This is a genomic window from Pseudomonas sp. LBUM1670, from assembly GCF_059695695.1.
Genome location: NZ_CP166783.1, coordinates 4,700,183 through 4,719,818, shown reverse-complemented (window position 1 = coordinate 4,719,818; position 19,636 = coordinate 4,700,183). Strand labels below are relative to the sequence as shown.

Here is a 19,636-nt window from a genome sequence, read left to right as displayed (position 1 = left end):
CCAGCCTTTGTTGATACCAGTTCGCAATTTGCGCTGAAGCGGCCCAAGCCATGATTAAACAACGCACACTGAAAAATATTATCCGTGCCACAGGTGTAGGCCTGCACTCCGGGGAGAAGGTATACCTGACCCTCAAGCCAGCACCTATCGACACCGGCATTGTGTTTTGTCGTGCCGATCTCGACCCTGTGGTGCAGATTCCTGCCCGCGCGGAAAACGTTGGTGAAACCACGATGTCGACCACGCTGGTCAGTGGTGACACCAAAGTGGATACGGTGGAGCACTTGCTCTCGGCCATGGCTGGCCTGGGCATCGATAACGCCTACGTCGAGCTCTCCGCGTCCGAAGTCCCGATCATGGATGGTAGCGCTGGACCTTTCGTATTCCTGATTCAATCGGCCGGCCTGGAAGAACAGGACGCACCGAAGAAGTTCATCCGGATCCTGCGGGAAGTGACAGTGGAAGACGGCGACAAGCGCGCCACTTTCGTCCCTTTCGAAGGCTTCAAGGTGAGTTTCGAGATCGATTTCGATCACCCGGTTTTCCGTAACCGCACACAAAGTGCAAGCGTGGATTTTTCCAGCACTTCGTTCGTAAAAGAAGTCAGCCGCGCCCGTACCTTTGGTTTCATGAGTGACATCGAGTACCTGCGCAAGCACAACCTCGCACTCGGCGGCAGCGTTGAAAACGCTATTGTGGTCGACGCGGATGGTGTACTGAACGAAGACGGCCTTCGCTATGAAGACGAATTCGTGAAGCACAAGATCCTCGATGCAATTGGTGACCTCTACCTGCTGGGCAATAGCCTGATTGGTGAGTTCAAGGGCTTCAAGTCCGGACATGCATTGAACAACCAGCTGCTGCGCAAGTTGATTGAGCAGACAGATGCTTGGGAAGTCGTGACTTTCGAAGACGCCAGCACTGCACCGATCTCTTACATGCGTCCGGTTGCGGCGGTGTAAGTAAAAAACCTCTCTAGTTTTTAAAGGCTGCCTTCGGGTGGCCTTTTTTTATGTCTGCGGGAAAGTAATGCGGTGTTTGTTCTGGCCCCTTCGCGAGCAAGCCCGCTCCCACAGTCAAATGTGGGAGCGGGCTTGCCCGCGAAGAGGCCGGCCGCTACAGCGAAAATCTCACTGTGTGGCGACCACCCGATTCCGCCCGCTTTCCTTCGCCTGATACAGCGCCTTGTCCGCTGCAAACAGCAACTGCTCAAGGCCGCCATCGGTGGTCGTGGTCCAGGTGCTGATGCCGATACTGACAGTCATCGGCGATTCAACGCCCGCCGCAATCCGCAGTTGCTCCACTGCAACGCGGATGTGTTCGGCAATCTGCTGCGCCCCCGCGCTGTCCGTTTCCGCCAGGACCACCGAAAATTCTTCTCCACCGTACCGGGCGACCAGATCCGCCGGTCGCCGCACGTTCTCGGCGATCACCTTGGCCAGTGCGCGTAGCGCATCGTCGCCGGCCTGGTGGCCATGTTGATCATTGAAGGCCTTGAAGTGATCGGCATCGATCATCAGCACCGACAGCGGTTTGCCCGACCGTTGGGCGCGAAACCACTCATGGCGCAGGGTCTGATCCAGCGTTCGGCGATTGGCCACGCCGGTCAAGGCATCGGTGGCGGCCAGTTGCGCCAGTTCCTGCTCGGCGGTGTGGCGCAGGCGCAGTTCCCGGCTGAACAACCAGGTCAGCCAGAGCAGGCTGACGCACAGCGCGATGGTCGCAAGGCTGACCACCACCGCTGTGCGCTTCCACGACGCAAACACCTCATCACTGGACAGGGCAACGATGACGATCAACGGTAAATTGCCCACTCTTGAGAACGTGTACAGGCGTTCCTGGTTGCGGCTCGAAACACCGGTGAAACTACCGTTGCCTTCTTTGACGATGCGCTGGAAGTTGGGGCGGCTGCTGAAGTCCTTGCCGATCAGCTCTTCGGCCAGGCGAGGTTCCTGGGCCAGAAGAATTCCGTCCGTGCTGATCAGGTTGACCGAGCTGTCACGACCGACATTCAAACTATTGAACAACTGATCGAAGTAACTCAAACGCATGGCCGCTTCGGCCACCCCGAGGAATTCGCCCTGCGTGCCGCTGACCCGGCGACTGAAACTGATGCGCCACTCATGCTCGGCCAGCTTGGAGCGGAAGGGGCGGCTGATGAACATGCTCGGGTCGCGATTGTTTACATGGGACTGGAAGTACTCGCGGTCGGCAAAGTTGCCTTTTCTGGGTTCCACCGAGGCCGAGTCGGCGATCACATAGCCCTGTTTGTCGAGCAACAAAATGTCGCCCTTGTACGGCGCTGCGGTGGCGCGGTCGAACAAGGCCAAATGGCGGATGGTCGGGGACACGGCCTTCAGGTCTTCACGTTGCGAGGCGGCGATCAGACCGAGCAAGGACAGATCATAGAGTTCGACATTGCGTAGCACGTCGGCGTCGATCAATTGCACGACATTGGAAGCTGAGCGAGTAGCCGACAGTTCGGCATTGGCGCGTTCACGGATCAGCAAGAAGGCTACGATGCTCAGTATTGCAATCACCAACAGCAAACTGCTGAGAACCAGAAGCCGTTCCGATCGCGTCGAACGGACCGGAAGGAGGGATATCGCACTGCTCACACTCATGGTTCTGACTTCTGCTAATGAGGCGTTATAAAGTTCATCTTGCAAGAATCGGGCAGAGTCCCAGAAACCGGTGCGTTCACCGCGCCTGCATAAATCCTGTACAAAAAAACGGCCAGCAAGACGTGCTGGCCTTTTACTGATCGAAGCTTAGAAGACATTGAACGGGTAGTCGACGATCACCGGGTATTCATCCGTGGCCTGGTTCGCCAGGCATCTACCCACGATCAGGTTAATCGTTGCAGCTGCTGCAATGAACAGTCGACGCAGTGACGAAAAAAAGCCGCTGACAGCAGCGGCTTTGAAAACAACTTTTCACAAGGAAGAGCCCATGAAAAGTGTCGAGGGAACAGAGTGATGGGGTGCTCAGCTGTCTTTCTCGACCCGTGGCTGGGCCAGAGTGGTCGACGCTTGAGGGGGTTGCGCAGCGTCCTGAGCCTTGGCCGTCTTTTCGTTCTGATACGCTTCGAACGCTGCGGCCCGCGCTGCATTGTGCGTGACGAAGGTCTGCGACTCTTCAGCGACGGCGAACGGGGAGAGGAACAAAGAGGACAAAACGAAAACGCTGGCAATACCCATAGTGTTGGACATCTTTAGAACCTTCTTGCTTGGCAAGTGCTGTTTGGTGGCGCAAAGATAAGGATCCTGGCCGATGGGAAACAGAGCCAATTCAAGAAAGGACTGTTGCGGTTAAGGCAACAGTAGCTGAGCCGAGGTGAACGAGCTCCTGTGGCGAGGGGACTCTGTGGCGAGGGGACTTGTCCCCGTTGGGCTGCGAAGCGGCCCCAAAAATCTAGAGCGTTACCGAGATCTTGCCAGTGCTGCGCACTGGAACGGGGACAAGTCCCCTCGCCACAGAGTCCCCTCACCACAGAGTCCCCTCACCACAGAGAGCCGGGTTGGGTCACACGGGGAGGTGGATGCCGAAGGTATTCATGCCGTGATCACTGCGCACAAACACATCGCCGCCGTGCATCAGCGCAATTGCCTTGACGATCGCCAGCCCCAAACCGTGGTTGTTGCCGCTGTTGCTACGCGACGCATCGACCCGGTAGAAGCGTTCGAACAGCCGCGACAAATGCTCGCTGGCAATCGGCGATCCTGGATTGGCGACGCCGATGCTGACCTGATGCTCCTCGACTTCGATCCGCACCTGAATCACTTGCCCAGGCTCGGTGTGTTGCACCGCGTTGCTGAGCAAATTGATCAGCGCCCGACGCAAATGCGCGATCTCGATCCGCACCTGCGCATCACCACTGACCTGCACCTGAACCTGCGCATCTTCAAGAATGAAATCCAGATACTCCAGGGTCGTCGCCACTTCATCCGCCAGCGAAGTGGACGTCAGTTTGGTGGCCTTGCTGCCCTGATCCGCGCTGGCAAGAAACAGCATGTCGTTGATGATCGAACGTAGCCGCTCCAGCTCTTCAAGGTTCGATTGCAGCACTTCGAAGTAGTGCTCGGCCGAACGTCCGCGCGTCAGCGCCACCTGCGTCTGGCCGATCAAATTGGTCAGCGGTGAACGCAGTTCATGAGCGACGTCGGCATTGAACGACACAAGCCGCGAGTACGCCTGTTCGACCCGCTCCAGCGTGGAGTTGAACGAGTTGACGAACTGATTGAGTTCCGGTGGCAGCGACGACAGGCGCAAGCGCCCGGAACGCAACGGCGGCGCCAGTCGCTGGGCCTCCTGAGACAGCTTGATCAGCGGCTTGAGGCCGATCCGCGCCACCCAGTAACCCAGTGCCGAGGCCAGCAGCACGCCGATAATTGCCAGGCTAATCAGCGCGATCAACAGATGATGCTGGGTCTGGAAAAACGTCTCGGTGTCGATGCCGATCATGAAGCGCAATGGCGGTCGTTGATCCTTGGCCGGGAACTGGCTGACCAGCACTTTCAGCGGATAAGGCTGATCCGGCAACTGCAAATCCCGCATGCCCAGCGGCCCTTCGGCGAAGGCGCGGATTTGCGGCGTCAGGTTGCCGTATTCGTAGTGCGGATCGCCGCTGATGATCCAGAAACTGATGCGTTTGTCTTCTTCACCCAGCAGCTTGAGCTTGTTGTTGATCTTCACCCAATGCTCCGGCGTACCGTAACGGCCGACGGTGGATTCGAGCACGCTGTAACGCGCTTCCAGCTCGGCTTCGGGCAGCAAGCCCAAGCCCTTGTCGACCTGTTGATACAGCGCCCAGCCAATCAACAGAAACACCAGAAGCGCCACCAGCGTGAACATTCCACTGAGGCGCAGCGCAATCGAATTACTGGACACCACGGCTCTCCAGCACATAACCCATGCCACGGATCGTGTGCAGCAGTTTCTCGTCGAACGGCCCGTCGAGCTTGGCGCGCAGGCGTTTGATCGCGACTTCAACGACGTTGGCATCGCTGTCGAAATTGATGTCCCAGACCATTTCGGCAATCGCCGTTTTCGAGAGGATTTCACCTTGCCGGCGGGCCAGCACGCTGAGCAGCGAGAACTCCTTGGCGGTCAGGTCCAGACGTGTGCCGGCGCGGGTGGCCTTGCGGCTGATCAGATCGATCCACAGGTCGGCGATGCTCACTTGCACCGGTTCATGCCCGCCGCTGCGCCGGGTCAGCGCTTGCAGGCGTGCCACCAGTTCAAGGAAGGAAAACGGTTTGCCGAGGTAATCGTCGGCGCCATCGCGCAGGCCTTTGATCCGGTCTTCGACACGTTCGCGGGCAGTGAGCATGATCACCGGGGTTTGCTTGCGCGCACGCAACGCGCGCAGTACGCCGAAGCCGTCGAGGCCCGGCAGCATGACGTCGAGGACGATCACCGCGTAGTCACTTTCCAGCGCCAGGTGCAGGCCTTCAACGCCGTCCCGCGCCAGGTCCACGGTGTAACCCTGTTCCGTCAGGCCGCGGTGCAAATAGTCCGTGGTTTTTTCCTCGTCTTCGATAATCAGAACGCGCATGACCCCGCCTCAGTCTGTGGTCGCCAGCGCCAGTACGGGCGCGGGTTTGGGCCGATGGAAAAGCCGCTCGAGCCACAAGTATATGACCGGAGTGGTGAACAGCGTCAGCGCCTGGCTGACCAGCAGGCCGCCGACGACCGCAATCCCCAATGGCTGGCGCAACTCGGCGCCGGTGCCGTAGCCGAGCATCAGCGGCAGCGCGCCGAGCAGGGCGGCGAGGGTGGTCATGATGATCGGCCGGAACCGGGTGATACAGGCCTGGTAAATCGCTTCTTCCGGTGGCAGGCCACCCTTGCGCTGTGCTTCCAGGGCAAAGTCGATCATCAAGATGCCGTTTTTCTTCACGATGCCGATCAACAGCACCAGCCCGATCAGCGCCATGATCGAAAAATCCTGGCCGCAAATCCACAGCATGATCACCGCACCGAGCCCTGCCGATGGCAGTGTCGAGATGATGGTCAGCGGATGCACGAAGCTCTCGTAGAGCACGCCGAGAATGATGTACACCGCCACCAGCGCCGCCAGAATCAGCCACGGCTGGCTGGCCAATGAACTCTGGAACGCCTGGGCCGCGCCCTGGAAGTTGCCGCTCATGGCCGCCGGCATGCCGATGTCGGCCTTGGCCTGATTGAGCATGATGACGGCATCGCCCAGTGCCACGCCGGGTGCCAGGTTGAACGACAGGTTGGCGGCCGGGAACATGCCGTCGTGGGCAATCGACAATGGACCCACCGTCGGCGCATCGAACTTCGCCAGCGCCGACAGCGGCACCATTTCCCCGCTGAGGGGCGAGCGCAGGTAGAAATAGTTGAGGCTTTCGGCCTTGCCGCGTTGCTGAGTGTCCAGTTCCAGAATCACGTTGTACTGGTTGATCTGGGTCTGGAATTCGTTGATCTGGCGCTGACCGAACGCGTCGTACAGCGCTTCGTCGACATCACTGGCGGTCAGGCCGAAACGCGCGGCGGCGCTGCGGTCGATGTTGATGTGCGTGATGCTGCCGCCCAGTTGCAGGTCGTTGGAAATGTCGCGGAACGCCGGGTTGGCGCGCAGTTTTTCCGTCAGGCGCTGGGTCCAGGTGCTGAGGGTCGCGCCGTCGTTGCTCTTGAGCACGTATTGGTACTGCGCGCGGCTCGGGCCGGAGCTGAGGTTGATGTCCTGGCCAGCGCGTAAGTACAGCACGATGCCGGGTACTTTCATCAGTTGCGGACGGATCCGGTCGATGAACTGGCTGGCCGAGACGTCGCGGTCGCCGCGTTTTTTCAAGGAGATCCAGAAGCGGCCGTTGGCGATGGTCTGGTTACTGCCGGACACACCCACGGAGTGGGAAAACGCCGCGACCGCCGGATCTGCGGCGACGATTTCGGCCATCGCCAGGTGTTTTTTCACCATGTCGCCGTAGGAAATATCGGCGGCGGCTTCGGTGGTGCCGAGGACGAAACCGGTGTCCTGGACCGGGAAGAAACCTTTCGGAATGAAGATGTAACCGGCGATGGCCAGAACGAGAGACAACCCAAACACACCGATCATCAATTTCTGATGGGCGAGGGCGCGACGCAGGCCTTTCTCGTACCACGCCAGCAAGCGTTCGCCAAACGTGGGTTTGCTGTGGGCGTGATGCACCGGCGCACGCATGAACAGCGCCGCGAGGGTCGGCGCCAACGTCAGCGACACCACCACCGAAATCATGATCGTAGACGTGGCCGTCAGAGCGAACTCCTTGAACAGTCGCCCGACCACGCCGCCCATGAACAGCAGCGGAATGAACGCCGCCACCAGCGAAAAACTGATCGAGACCACGGTGAAACCAATCTCGCCGGCGCCCTTGATCGCCGCTTCGCGCATGCCGTCACCGGCCTCCAGGTGACGGTGAATGTTCTCCACCACCACAATCGCATCGTCGACCACAAACCCCACGGCCACCACGATGGCCACCAGCGTCAGGTTGTTCAGGCTGAAACCCATGATGTACATCAGGGCGAAACTGGCGACCAGCGAAACGCCCAATACGGCGGACACGATCAGCGTCGCCGACCATTGGCGCAGAAACAGCGCCATCACCGCCACCACCAGCATGATCGCGATCAACAGGGTGATTTCCACTTCATGCAACGAAGCGCGGATGGTCTGGGTCCGATCGACCAGCACCTTAACTTGTACCGAGGCTGGCAACATCGCTTCGAGGCCGGGCAGGGCAGCCTGAATGCGGTCGACGGTCTCGACGATATTGGCCCCCGGTTGCCGGGAAATCACCAGGTTCACCCCGGGCTTGTCACCGGCCCAGGCTTGCACGTAGGCATCTTCCGAACCGTTGACGACTTTCGCCACATCCTTCAGGTGAACCGGCGCTCCGTCCTTGTAGGAAACGATGAGTTGGCTGTATTCCTCGGGATGGAACAACTGATCGTTGGTGGACAGCGTCGAGATGCTCGACTCGCCATACAACGCACCTTTGGCTAGGTTGAGGCTGGTCTGCTGAATGGCCAGACGGATGTCCGCCAGCGTCAGGCCGATGGCCGCGAGTTTGTCCGCCGAGGCCTGAACGCGAATCGCCGGACGTTGCTGACCGGTGATGTTGATCTGGCCTACGCCGTCGATCTGACTGATCTGACGGGACAGCAGGGTTTCCACCAGATCGCTGAGTTCGGGGCCGGGCATCAGCGTTGAGTTGATGCTGAGAATCAGCACCGGGCTATCGGCCGGGTTGACCTTGCGCCACGTCGGCAGGTTCGGCATGTCCTTGGGCAGTTTGCCGGCGGCGGTGTTGATCGCGGCCTGCACTTCCTGCGCGGCGGTGTCGATGCTTTTGTCGAGGGTGAATTGCAGGGTCAGGTTGGTCGAGCCGAGGGCGCTGCTCGAGGTCATCTGGGTCACGCCGGGGATGGCGCTGAATTGCACTTCAAGCGGCGTGGCCACGGACGACGCCATGGTTTCCGGGCTGGCGCCGGGGAGTTGCGCGGCCACTTGAATCGTCGGGAATTCGGCTTCCGGCAGCGGTGCAATCGGCAACCGTGGGAAAGCGATGACGCCGAGCAGTACCAGGGCAAACGTCAGCAGGATCGTCGCCACCGGATGATCGATGCACCACGCAGAAACCGAACCGTGGCCCTTCATGGCTTCGACTCCGACTGGACCACATGCGGTGGCTCGGTCAGTACCTGCACGGTCGAGCCGGGTTTGAGTCTTGATTGGCCGTCGCTGACCAGCACGTCGCCCGGTTTCACGCCTTTGATGATGTCCTGACCGCTACCTTGATAGACCATCTGCACCTGAACGGTCTCGACTTTGTCACCCTTGACCCGGTACACGAAGTGTTGATCGAGGCCACGTTGTACGACGGTGGGCGGCACCACCAGTGCATCTTTATCCAGTGCTGTCTGAATCTTTACCGTCACCAGCAAGCCCGGCCAGAGTTTCTGCCCGGGGTTGTTGAATTCGGCCTTGGCGCGGATGGTCCCGGTGTTGGCATTGATCTGGTTGTCGATCAGGGTCAGGTGACCCTCGCCCAGCAGGTTGCCGGTTTCGCCGTCGGTGTCGGCGCCAATGTAGGCCTTCACCTGAGCGCGCTCCGGATCGTTGATCAGGCCTTGCAGGGTCGGCAGCATCTGCTGCGGCAGGGAAAACTCCACGGCGATCGGGTCGATCTGGGTCACCGTGAACAAGCCTTGAGTGTCGGTCATGCGCAGGAAGTTGCCTTCGTCCACCGTGCGAATACCGACGCGACCGGTGACCGGGGAGCGAATCTGCGTGTAGGAAAGCTGCACTTGTGCGGCATCAATCGAAGCTTGATTGCCTTGAGCGGTGGCTTTGAGCTGGTTGACCAGCGCTTGTTGCTGGTCGTAGGTCTGCTTGGACACGCCATCGTCGACGCTCAGCAGTTTGTAGCGCTTGAGGTTCACCAGCGCCACTTGCAACTGTGCCTGGCTTTCGCCGAGTTGCGCGCGGGCCTGGTCGAGGCTGGCGCGGATCGAACGGTCATCGATGGTGGCGAGCAAGTCACCTCTGCTGACCAGTTGGCCTTCCTTGACCAGTATTTTGGTGAGGATGCCGTCGATCTGCGGGCGTACCACCACGCTGTGCAGGGACAACACCGAGCCGATGCCGCTGACGTAGCGAGGGACGTCTTTTTCGGCGACGTTCACCACCCGAACCGGAATCGCCGTGGGCGCGGCGAGTTTGGCCGTCACGGGTTTGGTGGCGTACCACACGCCCAGCGCTGCCAGGACAATCAGAAGGGCGGCGATCAAGGCGGGTTTTTTCTGAATTCGCATGCGAGTGGGGCGCCGGGGCTGGATGGACGGAGTTTTGTCAGGGTTATACCTCCCTTTATAAACCTGTTCGCCGGTCAGGAAGGTGACTGCTAACTGACGGCGCTGTCAGTTTGTGTGGGGGATGATACAAGTCTCAAGATGTGTGCTGACTTTGCTGGCCCCTTCGCGAGCAAGCCCGCTCCCACATTTGACCGAGTTGTGCCGACGGACGCGATCAAATGTGGGAGCGGGCTTGCTCGCGAAGAGGCCAGCCCGACCAACACAAAACCCGACAGACTCACTCGCCGCGTGAAGCTTGCCGCCCCCGACACAGGTATACTGCCGCCTTTCGCGGCTCGCTGACCGGGCCCGACTCTATTGCATCACCCGGAGCTTTCATGACTTCCCCGACACAACCGCCGGTTGCCGACGCCTTGAGCGACGACCAGGCTGACCTGCCAGACAGCGTCGACTCCAGCGCAGACAGCGAAACCAAAGCCGCGATCCCGGCGTTCAAGTTCCCGTTCAAGCCGGGTGAACTGGCGGCCGCGAAAGCCGCCAGCCAGCCGTGGTACAAGAACGGCGCCAAGAACGGCCACACCAAGACCCCCGGCGCAGCGCCTCCGGGCACCCGTCGTTCGATGGGCAAACGCTGAGTTTCCACCCCTCGCCATTGGCCATCGACTGCGGTTTTCAATCGCGGTGATGGCTAAGTGCTCATACCCTGAGCCAGATCAACGTTTGTGGAATCAGTGCGCTTAGAGTCAGCAGCCCTGCCGACTCTTTCCCTACAACGAGCGCGCTTTCCATGAAGATCAACCTCCCGGTGACCGGCCGTCATGTCGACGTTGCGGCTGATGCGAACATCCTCTCGACCACTGATCTGACCAGCGCGATTACTTACGCCAACGACGATTTCATCAACATCTGCGGTTACAGCCGTGAGGAGTTGCTGGGCTCGACGCACAACTTGCTGCGTCACCCGGACATGCCGGCAGCGGCTTTCGCGCACATGTGGCAGACCCTTAAAAGCGGCCGTTCGTGGATGGGGCTGGTGAAGAATCGCTGCAAGAATGGCGATCACTATTGGGTGAGCGCCTATGCCACGCCGGTGACGCAGAACGGTCAGGCCGTGGAATATCAGTCGATCCGGACCCGTCCCTCGGCGCGGCAGATCGAAGCCGCGGAAACAGCCTACACACACCTTCGCGACGGTCGCGTGCCATTGTTGCAGCGCCTGCCTGTGCTCGCACCGGGTTTGAAAGTGGTGGCGCTGTTCAGCGCGATGTTGGCCTGTGTGGTGGGCGTCGAGGCGTGGCTGAACCCTTCGTCAGCGATTTTCGGCGTACTGGCGTTTGTCGTGGGCAGTGGTTTGGCGGCGCTCGGAACCGGAGTGATGTTGCGCCCACTGAAGGCATTGACCGAACGCGCACGGAAGATTGCCGATAACCCGCTGAGCCAGGGTATTTACACCGGCCGCCGGGATCAGTTCGGTCAGATCGAGTTTGCCCTGCAGATGCTCGAAGCTCAGGTCGGTGCGGTGGTGGGGCGCATCGGCGATGCCTCGCAGCGCCTGGCCGGGCATGCGGCGGAACTGGTCGAGCACTTGCAAAGCAGCCACAACAGCACGCTGGGCCAGCAGGCTGAAACCGATCAGGTGGCGGCGGCGATTCATCAGATGTCCGCCAGCGTCGCTCAGGTTGCCAGTCATGCGCAGCAAGCCTCCCTAACGGCCGATCTGGCCGGCAGCGAAACCCGCGAAGGTCATCAATTGGTGAGTGAGAGTCGCCATGCGGTGCTGCGTCTGGCCGAGGAACTGGCGCATGCCACCGAGGTAATTCATCAGCTGGAAGGGCACAGCAGCGAGATTACCGGGGTGTTGGAAGTGATCCGCAGCATCGCCGAGCAAACCAATCTGCTGGCCCTCAACGCGGCCATCGAGGCCGCACGCGCCGGGGATGCCGGGCGCGGTTTTGCGGTGGTGGCCGACGAAGTGCGGGGCCTGGCCCAGCGCACCCAGCAATCGACCAACGAGATTCAGCGCATGATCAGCACCCTGCAAAACGGCACGCGGGATGCGGTGGCGGTGATGCAGCAAAGCAGTGAGCAGGTGGCAAACAGCGTCGACCAGGCCCAACGCGCCGCCGATGCGTTGGACGCGATCAGTCGACGGGTCAATCAGATCACCGAAATGAGCCTGCAAATCGCCTCGGCGGTGGAGGAGCAGAGCACGGTCAGCGAAGACATCAACCGCAACATCAGCAGCATTCGCTCCGCCTGCGAAGTCACGGTGAGCGAGGGCCGGCAAAGCCAGGCCCACTCTGAAGACGTAGCGGAGCTGGCGGGGGATTTGCGGCAGTTGGCGCAGGAGTTCTGGCGAGAGCGCCGTTAAGCCGCGCGCAACGAAATGAACGCGTAGTTGAGCGGTGTTTCGGTGGTCACTTGTGCGCCGGCCGCCAGTACTTGCCCGGCGATGTCGTCGCCGGACACGTGGAACTGCCAGTCACTGCCCGAACCCGTCTGCGGTTGTTGCGTCACCTGATCAATGACCGTGGCAAACGCGGTCATGTCCGGTAGGTACGCGGTGAATCCATCGCCCTTGAGCGCTGTAGTCCGAATCCCCAGCAACGCGCAAATCGCATCCTTGGTGCGGATGTCATCGCGATCCGCCTGACGGGAGCGCTGGATAAGTCCCGCCAGTTCCTGATCGACCAGTTCACCACCAACGATCAGGTCCGGGCCTTTTTCCCACGACTCGGGCGGACAGTCCTTGATCGCCGTGTTGAGTGGAATGTGCGGATTGATTTCCATCGGATAGATACGGCACACCAGCGGCCGGCGTTCGTAGATGCGGCAGAGGTTGTCTTCGTCAAGATTCCGGCAGGGACCGACGTTGTACGCCGCAAACGTGATGGCCACGCAGGCATCGGTGGCGCCGCTTTGAACCACCACCGAACGGCGTTCGGCATGTTCGCGTTGCTGCACCGGCAGACCCAGGCCATTGCCCAGGAAACCTTCCACCAGCACGATCACCTGGCCGCCGTCGGCCGCCCACATTTGAGCTTCTGTCAGGGTCAGGGGCACGTGATGGTCATTGCAGCATTTGCCACAACCTACGCAGGAAAACGTCGTATTCATTGAAGGATCAGTCGCCTATCAGGGCTCGAAACGGCGACAGAATGCCACCGCGAAGGTGTGCGTCGAAGCAAGTTATGCGCCATTCATTGAGATTTGGCGGGTAGGCGGATGGAGTCCCATTCGGTCACGTAGGCGGTTTTGCTTTTCTTGTTGTAGAGGCACAGCTCGGTGCCTTGCTGGCCTTTCATGTGTTTTTGCGGGTACCGGCCTTGCAGGAGCACGGCGGTGTAGTCGACACGGTCGTCGAACTGTGCGGCTTTGCCAACGGGGAAGGCGTCCGTCAGGCCGCTGGCCTTGATGCAACTGGCGAGCATGGCTTTGTCGAAGGCGGCCCAGGCTTCCGGGCTGGAGGCTTGGGTCTGGGTGGCGAGGGTGGTGAGGCAGAGGAAAGTGAGGGTTACAGCTTTCATGGTTCAAGCATCCTTGGGCATTGGGTTGGCCAAGGTTTGGAGTATGCCTGAGGGTTTTAGTTTGAATGTGTCGGCCTCTTCGCGGGCAAGCCTCGCTCCTACAGGAACGGTGATCACCTGTAGGAGCGAAGCTTGCTCGCGAAGGCGGTGGATCAGGCTGGAACCAATTCCCGACGGACCACATACATCCCGCAACTTTCATACAACCGCAGCGCCCGAACGTTGTCCTCCAGCACCTTCAGATCCACAAATCCTTCACGACGCTGCTGAAACACATTGAACGCATTCAGCAGCAATGCCCGACCCAAACCCCGTCTCTGAGCACGCGGGTGCACCACCAGATTCTTGATGTAGGCACTGGTCCAACACTGGCACACGCCAACGATACCGTCGGCATCCAGCGCGATGAAGCACAGTGAAGGATCGTACTCGGGATCGGTTTCGAATCGCTGTTGCCAGGTAGCCAGCGTCGGCACGCGACCGCCACCTTCCTGGTAACCCAGTTCCATCAGGCGATGAACGGCTTCTGCGAATTCGGGGCGATATTCGCTGAGGACGATTCCCTGTGGCCAGTTGATTGCGGGCGCAACCTCAGCCAGATTGCGCCGCATCAGAAAACAAAAGGCCTCGGCCAAACTCAATGACCTTGTTCGGCGACCGCCTTGGCCGCTTCGATCAGGCACTTGGTCAGCTCCGGCGAGGAGAATTTGGTCAGCACCGCGTTGGCCCCGGCAAGCCGCGCTTTTTCGCTGTTCATCGCGCTGTCCAGCGAGGTGTGCAGCAGCACGTACAGGTGCGAGAAGTCCGGGGTTTCGCGCAACGTGCGGGTGAAGGCGTAGCCGTCCATCTCCGACATCTCGATGTCCGAGACAATCAGGTTGATCTGCTGCGCCGTGCCTTGCAGGTCCAGCAGGCAGTCGATGGCTTCCTTGGCGCTGCGCGCGGTGTGGCATTGCAGGCCGAGGTTGCGCAGGGTGTGCACCGATTGTTGCAACGCGACCTGACTGTCGTCGACCACCAGGATGCGCGCGAGGCCCAGCACTTCCGCGTCTTCCATGCTCAGTTCGGTCGGGGCCATGTCGATCTGCACCGGAGCGATACCGTGGATGACTTTTTCGATGTCCAGCACCTGCACCAGCGTGCCGTCGACCGAGGTCACACCGGTAATGTACGAACGCCCGCCGCCAGAGCCGAAGGGCGGCGGACGAATGTCGGTGGTCAGGCAATGGACGATCTTGCTCACGGCCTGAACGTGCAGGCCCTGCTTGGAGCGGCTGACGTCAGTGACGATCAGGCAGCCACCGTTAGGGTCTTCCAGCGGCCGCTCGCCAATGGCACGGCTGAGGTCGATCACCGACAACGACGCGCCACGCAGGGTGGCGATGCCTTTGACGTGGGGGTGCGACTCCGGCAGCCTGGTCAGCGGCGGGCAGGGGATGATTTCACTGACTTTGAGCAGGTTGATTGCCATCAGCTTGCCACTGCGCAAGGTAAACAGCAGAAGCGAAAGTGAGTCTGCGCGGGCTTTGGTGGAGGACATAAAAACCTTCTGTGGAAAAAGGTGATGGGCGATCACGAGGATCGCCGAAAGCTATCGATGCCGGGTTATCGACTTGTTGGGGGAAGGCTTTAGAAAATCGGGTGAATGGTAGGGCGCTTTCGCGAGCAAGCCCGCTCCCACAGTGATTTTCGTCGAGCACACTATCTGTGTCTCATGCAGATCCAGTGTGGGAGCGGGCTTGCTCGCGAAGGGGCCGTCACTTCATACCCAGTCGTTTGGCCATCCGCCCAAGATTCGCCCGATCCAGGCCTAGCTCACGCGCCGCGCTCGCCCAGTTGTTGTGGTGCCGTTCCAGGCATGCGCCGATCAACTGGCGCTGATAATTTTCAGTCGCCTCGCGCAAATCCCCTGACACCAACGCCACCGGAGTCGCAGCCGGTTGCTCGACCGCCACTTCTACGCTGCCGCTGGGCAAGTCCAGATCCGCTGCACTCAAGCTTAGAATCTTCGGCCGTTCCTTGCAGTTACCCAAGGCTTTCAACGCGCTACGACCAATCAAGTGCTCCAGCTCTCGCACGTTACCCGGCCAGTCATACGCGAGTAACGCGGCCTGGGCATCGCTGTTCAGGCGCAGGCTGTTGAGGCCCATGCGCGAGCGGTTCTGCTCCAGGAAGAAACCGCTGAGCAGCAGCACATCCCGCCCGCGATCCCGCAGGGCCGGCACCAGCAGCGGGTAAACGCTCAAACGGTGATAGAAATCGGCTCGGTAACGGCTGCTGCGCACTTCTTCGGCGAGGTCGCGATTGGTCGCGGCGATGAGTCGCACGTCGACCTGATGTTCCTTGTCCGACCCCAGCCGCTGCAACTGACCGCTTTGCAGCACGCGCAGCAGTTTGGCCTGCACGGTCAGCGACAGCTCGCCGACTTCATCGAGAAACAGCGTGCCGCCATTGGCCAGTTCGAACTTGCCACGGCGGTCGCTGGTCGCCCCGGTAAAGGCGCCGCGCACATGGCCGAACAGTTCGCTTTCCACCAGCGTGTCCGGCAGCGCGGCGCAGTTGAGGCTGATGATCGGTTTGTCGGCCCGGGGCGAGGCGGCGTGAATCGCCTGGGCCACCAGCTCCTTGCCGACCCCGGTTTCCCCGGTGATCAACACGGTCAGGTCGCTGCCGCCCACCAGGCTGATTTCTTCCACCAGCCGTTTGTGGGCCTTGCTCTGGCCGATCATCTCGCGGTTCTGCTGACCGCTGGCCTGACGGTAAACCTCGGCGCGCTGATGTTCGTCTTCGACACGATTGGCCAGCCGTTCGATGCGCTCGGCGGCATTGACCGTGGCGGCGGCGAGGCTGGCGAAGGCTTGCAGGGCGTCCAGTTCGATCGGTTCAAAGCGCTCCGGGTCGAGCGCATCGAGGGTCAGCAAGCCCCACGGGCGCTCGTCGATAAACAGCGGACAGCCCATGCAGTCGTGGACTTCCAGATGTTCATGGAGACCATCGACCAACCCGTCGTAAGGGTCGGGCAGGTCGCTGTCGGCGGCGAAGCGGGTCGGGCCGGGACTGCTGAGCAGCGCTTCGAAACGCGGATGTTCGCTGACCTTGAAGCGTCGGCCGAGGGTGTCAGTGCTCAAGCCGTCGACGGCCAGCGGCACCAGCCATTCACCATCGAGGCGCAACAGTGCGGCGGCGTCGCAGGGGAGCAGGGCGCGCATGGCTTCGAGCAGGCGCCGATAGCGCTCGCCTTCAGGGAGTTCGCGGGACAGGTCCGAGACCAGCGGCAATAGGGCAGTCAGCAGGGATTTTGCAGTCATAGTGACTCCATGTAGTCGATATGACTATAAGCCAGGCTGTGTCGTTATGACTAGAATGTTTATAACATATTGATTTTTAACGATTAAATAACTGGCACGGAAACTGATAAGGATAGAGCAATCAGTTAGAAACCCAAGTCGCTCAGGAGTCACCTTATGCTTAGCGTTCAAGATCGTGCAATCGTCAAATCCACCGTGCCGTTGCTGGAAAGCGGTGGCGAAGCATTGATCACGCATTTCTACCGCATGATGCTCTCCGAATATCCGGAAGTCCGCCCGCTGTTCAACCAGGCTCACCAGGCCAGCGGTGATCAGCCCCGCGCCCTGGCCAATGGCGTGTTGATGTATGCGCGCCACATCGATCAGCTCGACCAGTTGGGCGACCTGGTGGCCAAGATCATCAACAAACACGTGGCCCTGCAAATCCTCCCCGAACACTATCCGATTGTCGGCACCTGCCTGCTGCGGGCGATTTCCGAAGTGCTGGGTGACGAGATTGCCACGCCGGAAGTCATGAGCGCCTGGGGCGCGGCCTACGGTCAATTGGCCGAGATCCTGATCGGTGCCGAAACCAGCATCTACGACCAGAAAGAGCAGGCACCCGGCGGCTGGCGCGGTGCGCGGGAATTCATTGTCGCGGCCAAGGTCGAGGAAAGCGCGGAAATCATTTCGTTCTACTTCGAGCCGGCTGACAAAGGCCCGATCCTTGCCGCTGAACCCGGCCAGTACATCGGTATGAAACTGATCCTCGATGGTGAAGAGATTCGTCGTAACTATTCGCTGTCGGCCCTGGCGAACAAAGGCCAGTACCGTATCAGTGTCAAACGTGAGGCGGGCGGTCGTGCCTCAAATCATCTGCACGATCAACTGCATGTCGGCGCCAGCCTTCAGCTGTTCCCGCCATCGGGTGAGTTCACCCTGACCGATAGCGACAAACCGTTGGTGCTGATCAGCGGCGGCGTCGGCATCACCCCGACCCTGGCCATGCTCGAAGCAGCGCTGAAAACCGAACGGCCGGTGCACTTTATCCACTGCGCACGCAACGGCAGCGTTCACGCCTTCCGCGACTGGATTGATGGATTGGCCGAGCGTCACCCGCAACTCAAGCGCTTCTATTGCTACAACGAAGATGACGGCGTGAGCCCGGCGGCGCACAAGGTCGGGTTGTTGAGTCAGGAGCAACTGGGCGAGTGGTTGCCGCAGGAACGCGATCTGGATGCGTACTTCCTGGGGCCAAAAGGCTTCATGGCGGCGGTGAAGCGTCACCTGAAAGCGTTGGGTGTGCCGGAGAAGCAAAGCCGCTACGAGTTCTTCGGCCCGGCTTCGGCTTTGGAATAACCGCCGAATATCCCCTGTAGGAGCGAGCTTGCTCGCGATGGACGTTAACGATAACGCTGGAAGCCTGACACCCCGTGGCGTTCTCAGGTTTTTCGCGAGCAAGCTCGCTCCTACAGAGTGGTTGCCGCAGGAACGCGATCTGGATGCGTACTTCCTGGGGCCAAAAGGCTTCATGGCGGCGGTGAAGCGTCACCTGAAAGCGTTGGGTGTGCCGGAGACGCAAAGCCGTTACGAGTTCTTCGGCCCGGCTTCGGCGTTGGAATAACCGCCAAATATCCCCTGTAGGAGCGAGCTTGAACTGGCCTAATGATTTTGGACACTTCAATCGGGCGCTATGATGGCGCCCAAATCTGAGGTGTTTGGATATGCGTAAATCTTATTCCAGTGAGTTCAAGCTCAAGGCTGCCGGCATGGTGCTGGACGAGGGCCGGTCAGTTCCAGAAGTCTGTACCAGTCTGGATATTGGCCCTACCGCCTTGCGCCGTTGGGTCGATCAGGTTCGCAAGGAGCGCTTGGGTTCGACCCCTGAGGGCGCCAAGGCGATTACCGCCGATCAGCGAGAGATTCAGCAGCTCAAAGCGTTGCTCAGGCAAAAAGACCTGGACATTGAAATCCTAAAAAAGGCCAGTGCTCTCCTGCTTTTGGACTCCAAAGATCATTCTCGTTGATCAATGAGCTGGACGAGCAGTACGGCGTTAACAATTGCTGTCGGGCGTTTGGAGTCAACCGCAGCAGCTTTTACGCCTGGCGTCAGCGCCAAGGCAAGGTGAAGCCTGAGCGGGAGAAACTTAAAGCCGTGCTGGTCGAGCATCACAAGGAATCCAGAGCGTCCGCAGGGTCTCGCACCCTTTCCAGGGAGCTGCAAGCCAAGGGGCATCGTGTCGGGCGCCATATGGCTCGCAGCTTGATGCGCGAAGCCGGTGTCGCCAGTCATCAGCGCAGGCGGCATAAGTACAAATCTTCCGGCGTGGAAGCACTGGTGGCGCCACATGTGCTCAAGCGCAAGTTTGATGTCACGGCGATCAACCAGGTGTGGTGTGGCGATGTGACGTACATCAAGGTCGGCAAGCGCTGGATGTATTTTGCGGCGGTGCTGGATCTGTTCGCTCGCCGGATCGTGGGTTGGTCGTTTTCAATGATTTCCGATGCCACGCTGACCTGCGAAGCATTGCGAATGGCAGTCGAGTTGCGAGGCCGTCCCAAAGAAGTGCTGTTTCACTCTGATCAAGGCTGCCAATACACCAGCCATAAATTCAGGAATGAGATGCGCAAGCATGGACTCCTGCAAAGCATGAGTCGCAAAGGTGAGTGCTGGGACAACGCCCCGATGGAGCGTTTCTTTGGGAGCCTGAAATCAGAGTGGGTGCCAGAAGACGGCTACCGCTCAGAGCATGAAGCCCGCGTGGATGTGCAGCGTTATGTGATGCGTTACAACAACGTCAGACTCCATAGCTACAACGACTACCGGTCGCCGGTAGCTATGGAGAAACTGGCGGCGTGAAAACCTTAACTGGTGTCCAAAATTACTTGACCAGTTCAGCTTGCTCGCGATGGACGTTAACGATAACGCTGGAAGCCTGACACCCCGAGGCGTTCTCAGGTTTTTCGCGAGCAAGCTCGCTCCTACAGTGAACGTTG

General features: G+C 59.9%; 18 protein-coding genes and 2 pseudogenes. 9 read left to right on the top strand and 11 right to left on the bottom strand.

The features are described 5' to 3' along the window. Positions 1 to 50: 50 nt before the first annotated feature. Positions 51 to 962, top strand: coding sequence for a UDP-3-O-acyl-N-acetylglucosamine deacetylase (gene lpxC, locus ACA073_RS21485; protein ID WP_017340679.1), 912 nt, complete (start codon positions 51 to 53; stop codon positions 960 to 962). A 168-nt stretch (positions 963 to 1,130) separates the two neighbouring features. On the opposite strand, the gene ACA073_RS21480 is transcribed toward lpxC, so the two are convergent. The 6 genes from ACA073_RS21480 to ACA073_RS21455 all read right to left on the bottom strand — a co-directional run bounded on the left by ACA073_RS21480 (position 1,131) and on the right by ACA073_RS21455 (position 9,825). Beyond that, positions 1,131 to 2,624, bottom strand: coding sequence for a diguanylate cyclase (locus tag ACA073_RS21480; RefSeq protein WP_497399346.1), 1,494 nt, complete (start codon positions 2,622 to 2,624; stop codon positions 1,131 to 1,133). Between the two features lie 363 nt (positions 2,625 to 2,987). After that, positions 2,988 to 3,212, bottom strand: coding sequence for a hypothetical protein (locus ACA073_RS21475; protein WP_497399344.1), 225 nt, complete (start codon positions 3,210 to 3,212; stop codon positions 2,988 to 2,990). A 313-nt stretch (positions 3,213 to 3,525) separates the two neighbouring features. Continuing rightward, the gene (locus ACA073_RS21470; protein WP_497399342.1) at positions 3,526 to 4,890 is read right to left on the bottom strand and encodes a heavy metal sensor histidine kinase; all 1,365 of its coding nucleotides are present in this window, start codon (positions 4,888 to 4,890) and stop codon (positions 3,526 to 3,528) included. Beyond that, entirely contained in the window at positions 4,880 to 5,557 is a 678-nt protein-coding gene (locus ACA073_RS21465) for a heavy metal response regulator transcription factor (RefSeq protein WP_497399340.1), read from the bottom strand. Before ACA073_RS21465 ends, ACA073_RS21470 begins: the two co-directional genes overlap by 11 nt. A 9-nt stretch (positions 5,558 to 5,566) precedes the next feature. Continuing rightward, the gene (locus ACA073_RS21460; protein WP_497399338.1) at positions 5,567 to 8,668 is read right to left on the bottom strand and encodes a multidrug efflux RND transporter permease subunit; all 3,102 of its coding nucleotides are present in this window, start codon (positions 8,666 to 8,668) and stop codon (positions 5,567 to 5,569) included. After that, on the bottom strand, positions 8,665 to 9,825 hold the full coding sequence (locus ACA073_RS21455; protein WP_497399336.1) for an efflux RND transporter periplasmic adaptor subunit: 1,161 nt from the start codon (positions 9,823 to 9,825) through the stop codon (positions 8,665 to 8,667). Before ACA073_RS21455 ends, ACA073_RS21460 begins: the two co-directional genes overlap by 4 nt. A 377-nt stretch (positions 9,826 to 10,202) precedes the next feature. Here ACA073_RS21455 and ACA073_RS21450 point away from each other — a divergent pair, with 377 nt between their 5' ends. The 3 genes and pseudogenes from ACA073_RS21450 (at position 10,203) to ACA073_RS21440 (ending at position 12,196) form a co-directional block, all read left to right on the top strand. After that, positions 10,203 to 10,460: a hypothetical protein gene (locus ACA073_RS21450; protein WP_461991164.1), complete on the top strand. Its 258-nt coding sequence runs from the start codon at positions 10,203 to 10,205 to the stop codon at positions 10,458 to 10,460. Positions 10,461 to 10,612: 152 nt separating this feature from the next. Continuing rightward, positions 10,613 to 10,894 (top strand): annotated as a pseudogene (locus tag ACA073_RS21445) (PAS domain-containing protein); the annotation flags it as partial. Between the two features lie 195 nt (positions 10,895 to 11,089). Next, on the top strand, positions 11,090 to 12,196 hold the full coding sequence (locus tag ACA073_RS21440) for a methyl-accepting chemotaxis protein (RefSeq protein WP_497404178.1): 1,107 nt from the start codon (positions 11,090 to 11,092) through the stop codon (positions 12,194 to 12,196). On the opposite strand, the gene ACA073_RS21435 is transcribed toward ACA073_RS21440, so the two are convergent. From ACA073_RS21435 to norR, 5 genes are all read right to left on the bottom strand, one after another. Further along, entirely contained in the window at positions 12,193 to 12,942 is a 750-nt protein-coding gene (locus ACA073_RS21435; protein WP_497399334.1) for a YkgJ family cysteine cluster protein, read from the bottom strand. The two genes, ACA073_RS21440 and ACA073_RS21435, sit on opposite strands and share 4 nt — an antisense overlap. An 83-nt stretch (positions 12,943 to 13,025) precedes the next feature. Beyond that, positions 13,026 to 13,352 (bottom strand): hypothetical protein, encoded by a 327-nt coding sequence (locus ACA073_RS21430; protein ID WP_497399332.1) that lies wholly within the window; start codon positions 13,350 to 13,352, stop codon positions 13,026 to 13,028. A gap of 152 nt (positions 13,353 to 13,504) precedes the next feature. After that, positions 13,505 to 13,963: a GNAT family N-acetyltransferase gene (locus tag ACA073_RS21425; protein ID WP_497399330.1), complete on the bottom strand. Its 459-nt coding sequence runs from the start codon at positions 13,961 to 13,963 to the stop codon at positions 13,505 to 13,507. A gap of 26 nt (positions 13,964 to 13,989) precedes the next feature. After that, positions 13,990 to 14,892: a chemotaxis protein CheV gene (locus ACA073_RS21420; RefSeq protein WP_497399328.1), complete on the bottom strand. Its 903-nt coding sequence runs from the start codon at positions 14,890 to 14,892 to the stop codon at positions 13,990 to 13,992. Between the two features lie 217 nt (positions 14,893 to 15,109). Beyond that, a complete protein-coding gene (gene norR / locus ACA073_RS21415) occupies positions 15,110 to 16,660 on the bottom strand; it encodes a nitric oxide reductase transcriptional regulator NorR (protein ID WP_497399326.1) in 1,551 nt (516 codons plus the stop codon). A 156-nt stretch (positions 16,661 to 16,816) separates the two neighbouring features. Between norR and hmpA the strand changes: the two genes are divergently transcribed. The 5 genes and pseudogenes from hmpA to ACA073_RS21390 form a co-directional block, all read left to right on the top strand. Then, positions 16,817 to 17,998, top strand: coding sequence for an NO-inducible flavohemoprotein (gene hmpA / locus ACA073_RS21410; RefSeq protein ID WP_497399324.1), 1,182 nt, complete (start codon positions 16,817 to 16,819; stop codon positions 17,996 to 17,998). Between the two features lie 37 nt (positions 17,999 to 18,035). Beyond that, positions 18,036 to 18,263: a hypothetical protein gene (locus ACA073_RS21405; protein ID WP_497399322.1), complete on the top strand. Its 228-nt coding sequence runs from the start codon at positions 18,036 to 18,038 to the stop codon at positions 18,261 to 18,263. A gap of 100 nt (positions 18,264 to 18,363) precedes the next feature. Next, positions 18,364 to 18,666 (top strand): transposase, encoded by a 303-nt coding sequence (locus ACA073_RS21400; RefSeq protein ID WP_497397026.1) that lies wholly within the window; start codon positions 18,364 to 18,366, stop codon positions 18,664 to 18,666. Beyond that, the gene (locus ACA073_RS21395) at positions 18,663 to 19,499 is read left to right on the top strand and encodes an IS3 family transposase (RefSeq protein WP_497397024.1); all 837 of its coding nucleotides are present in this window, start codon (positions 18,663 to 18,665) and stop codon (positions 19,497 to 19,499) included. Before ACA073_RS21400 ends, ACA073_RS21395 begins: the two co-directional genes overlap by 4 nt. Positions 19,500 to 19,548: 49 nt before the next feature. Continuing rightward, a pseudogene (locus ACA073_RS21390) lies at positions 19,549 to 19,629 on the top strand (outer membrane lipoprotein carrier protein LolA); the annotation flags it as partial. Between the last annotated feature and the right edge of the window lie 7 nt (positions 19,630 to 19,636).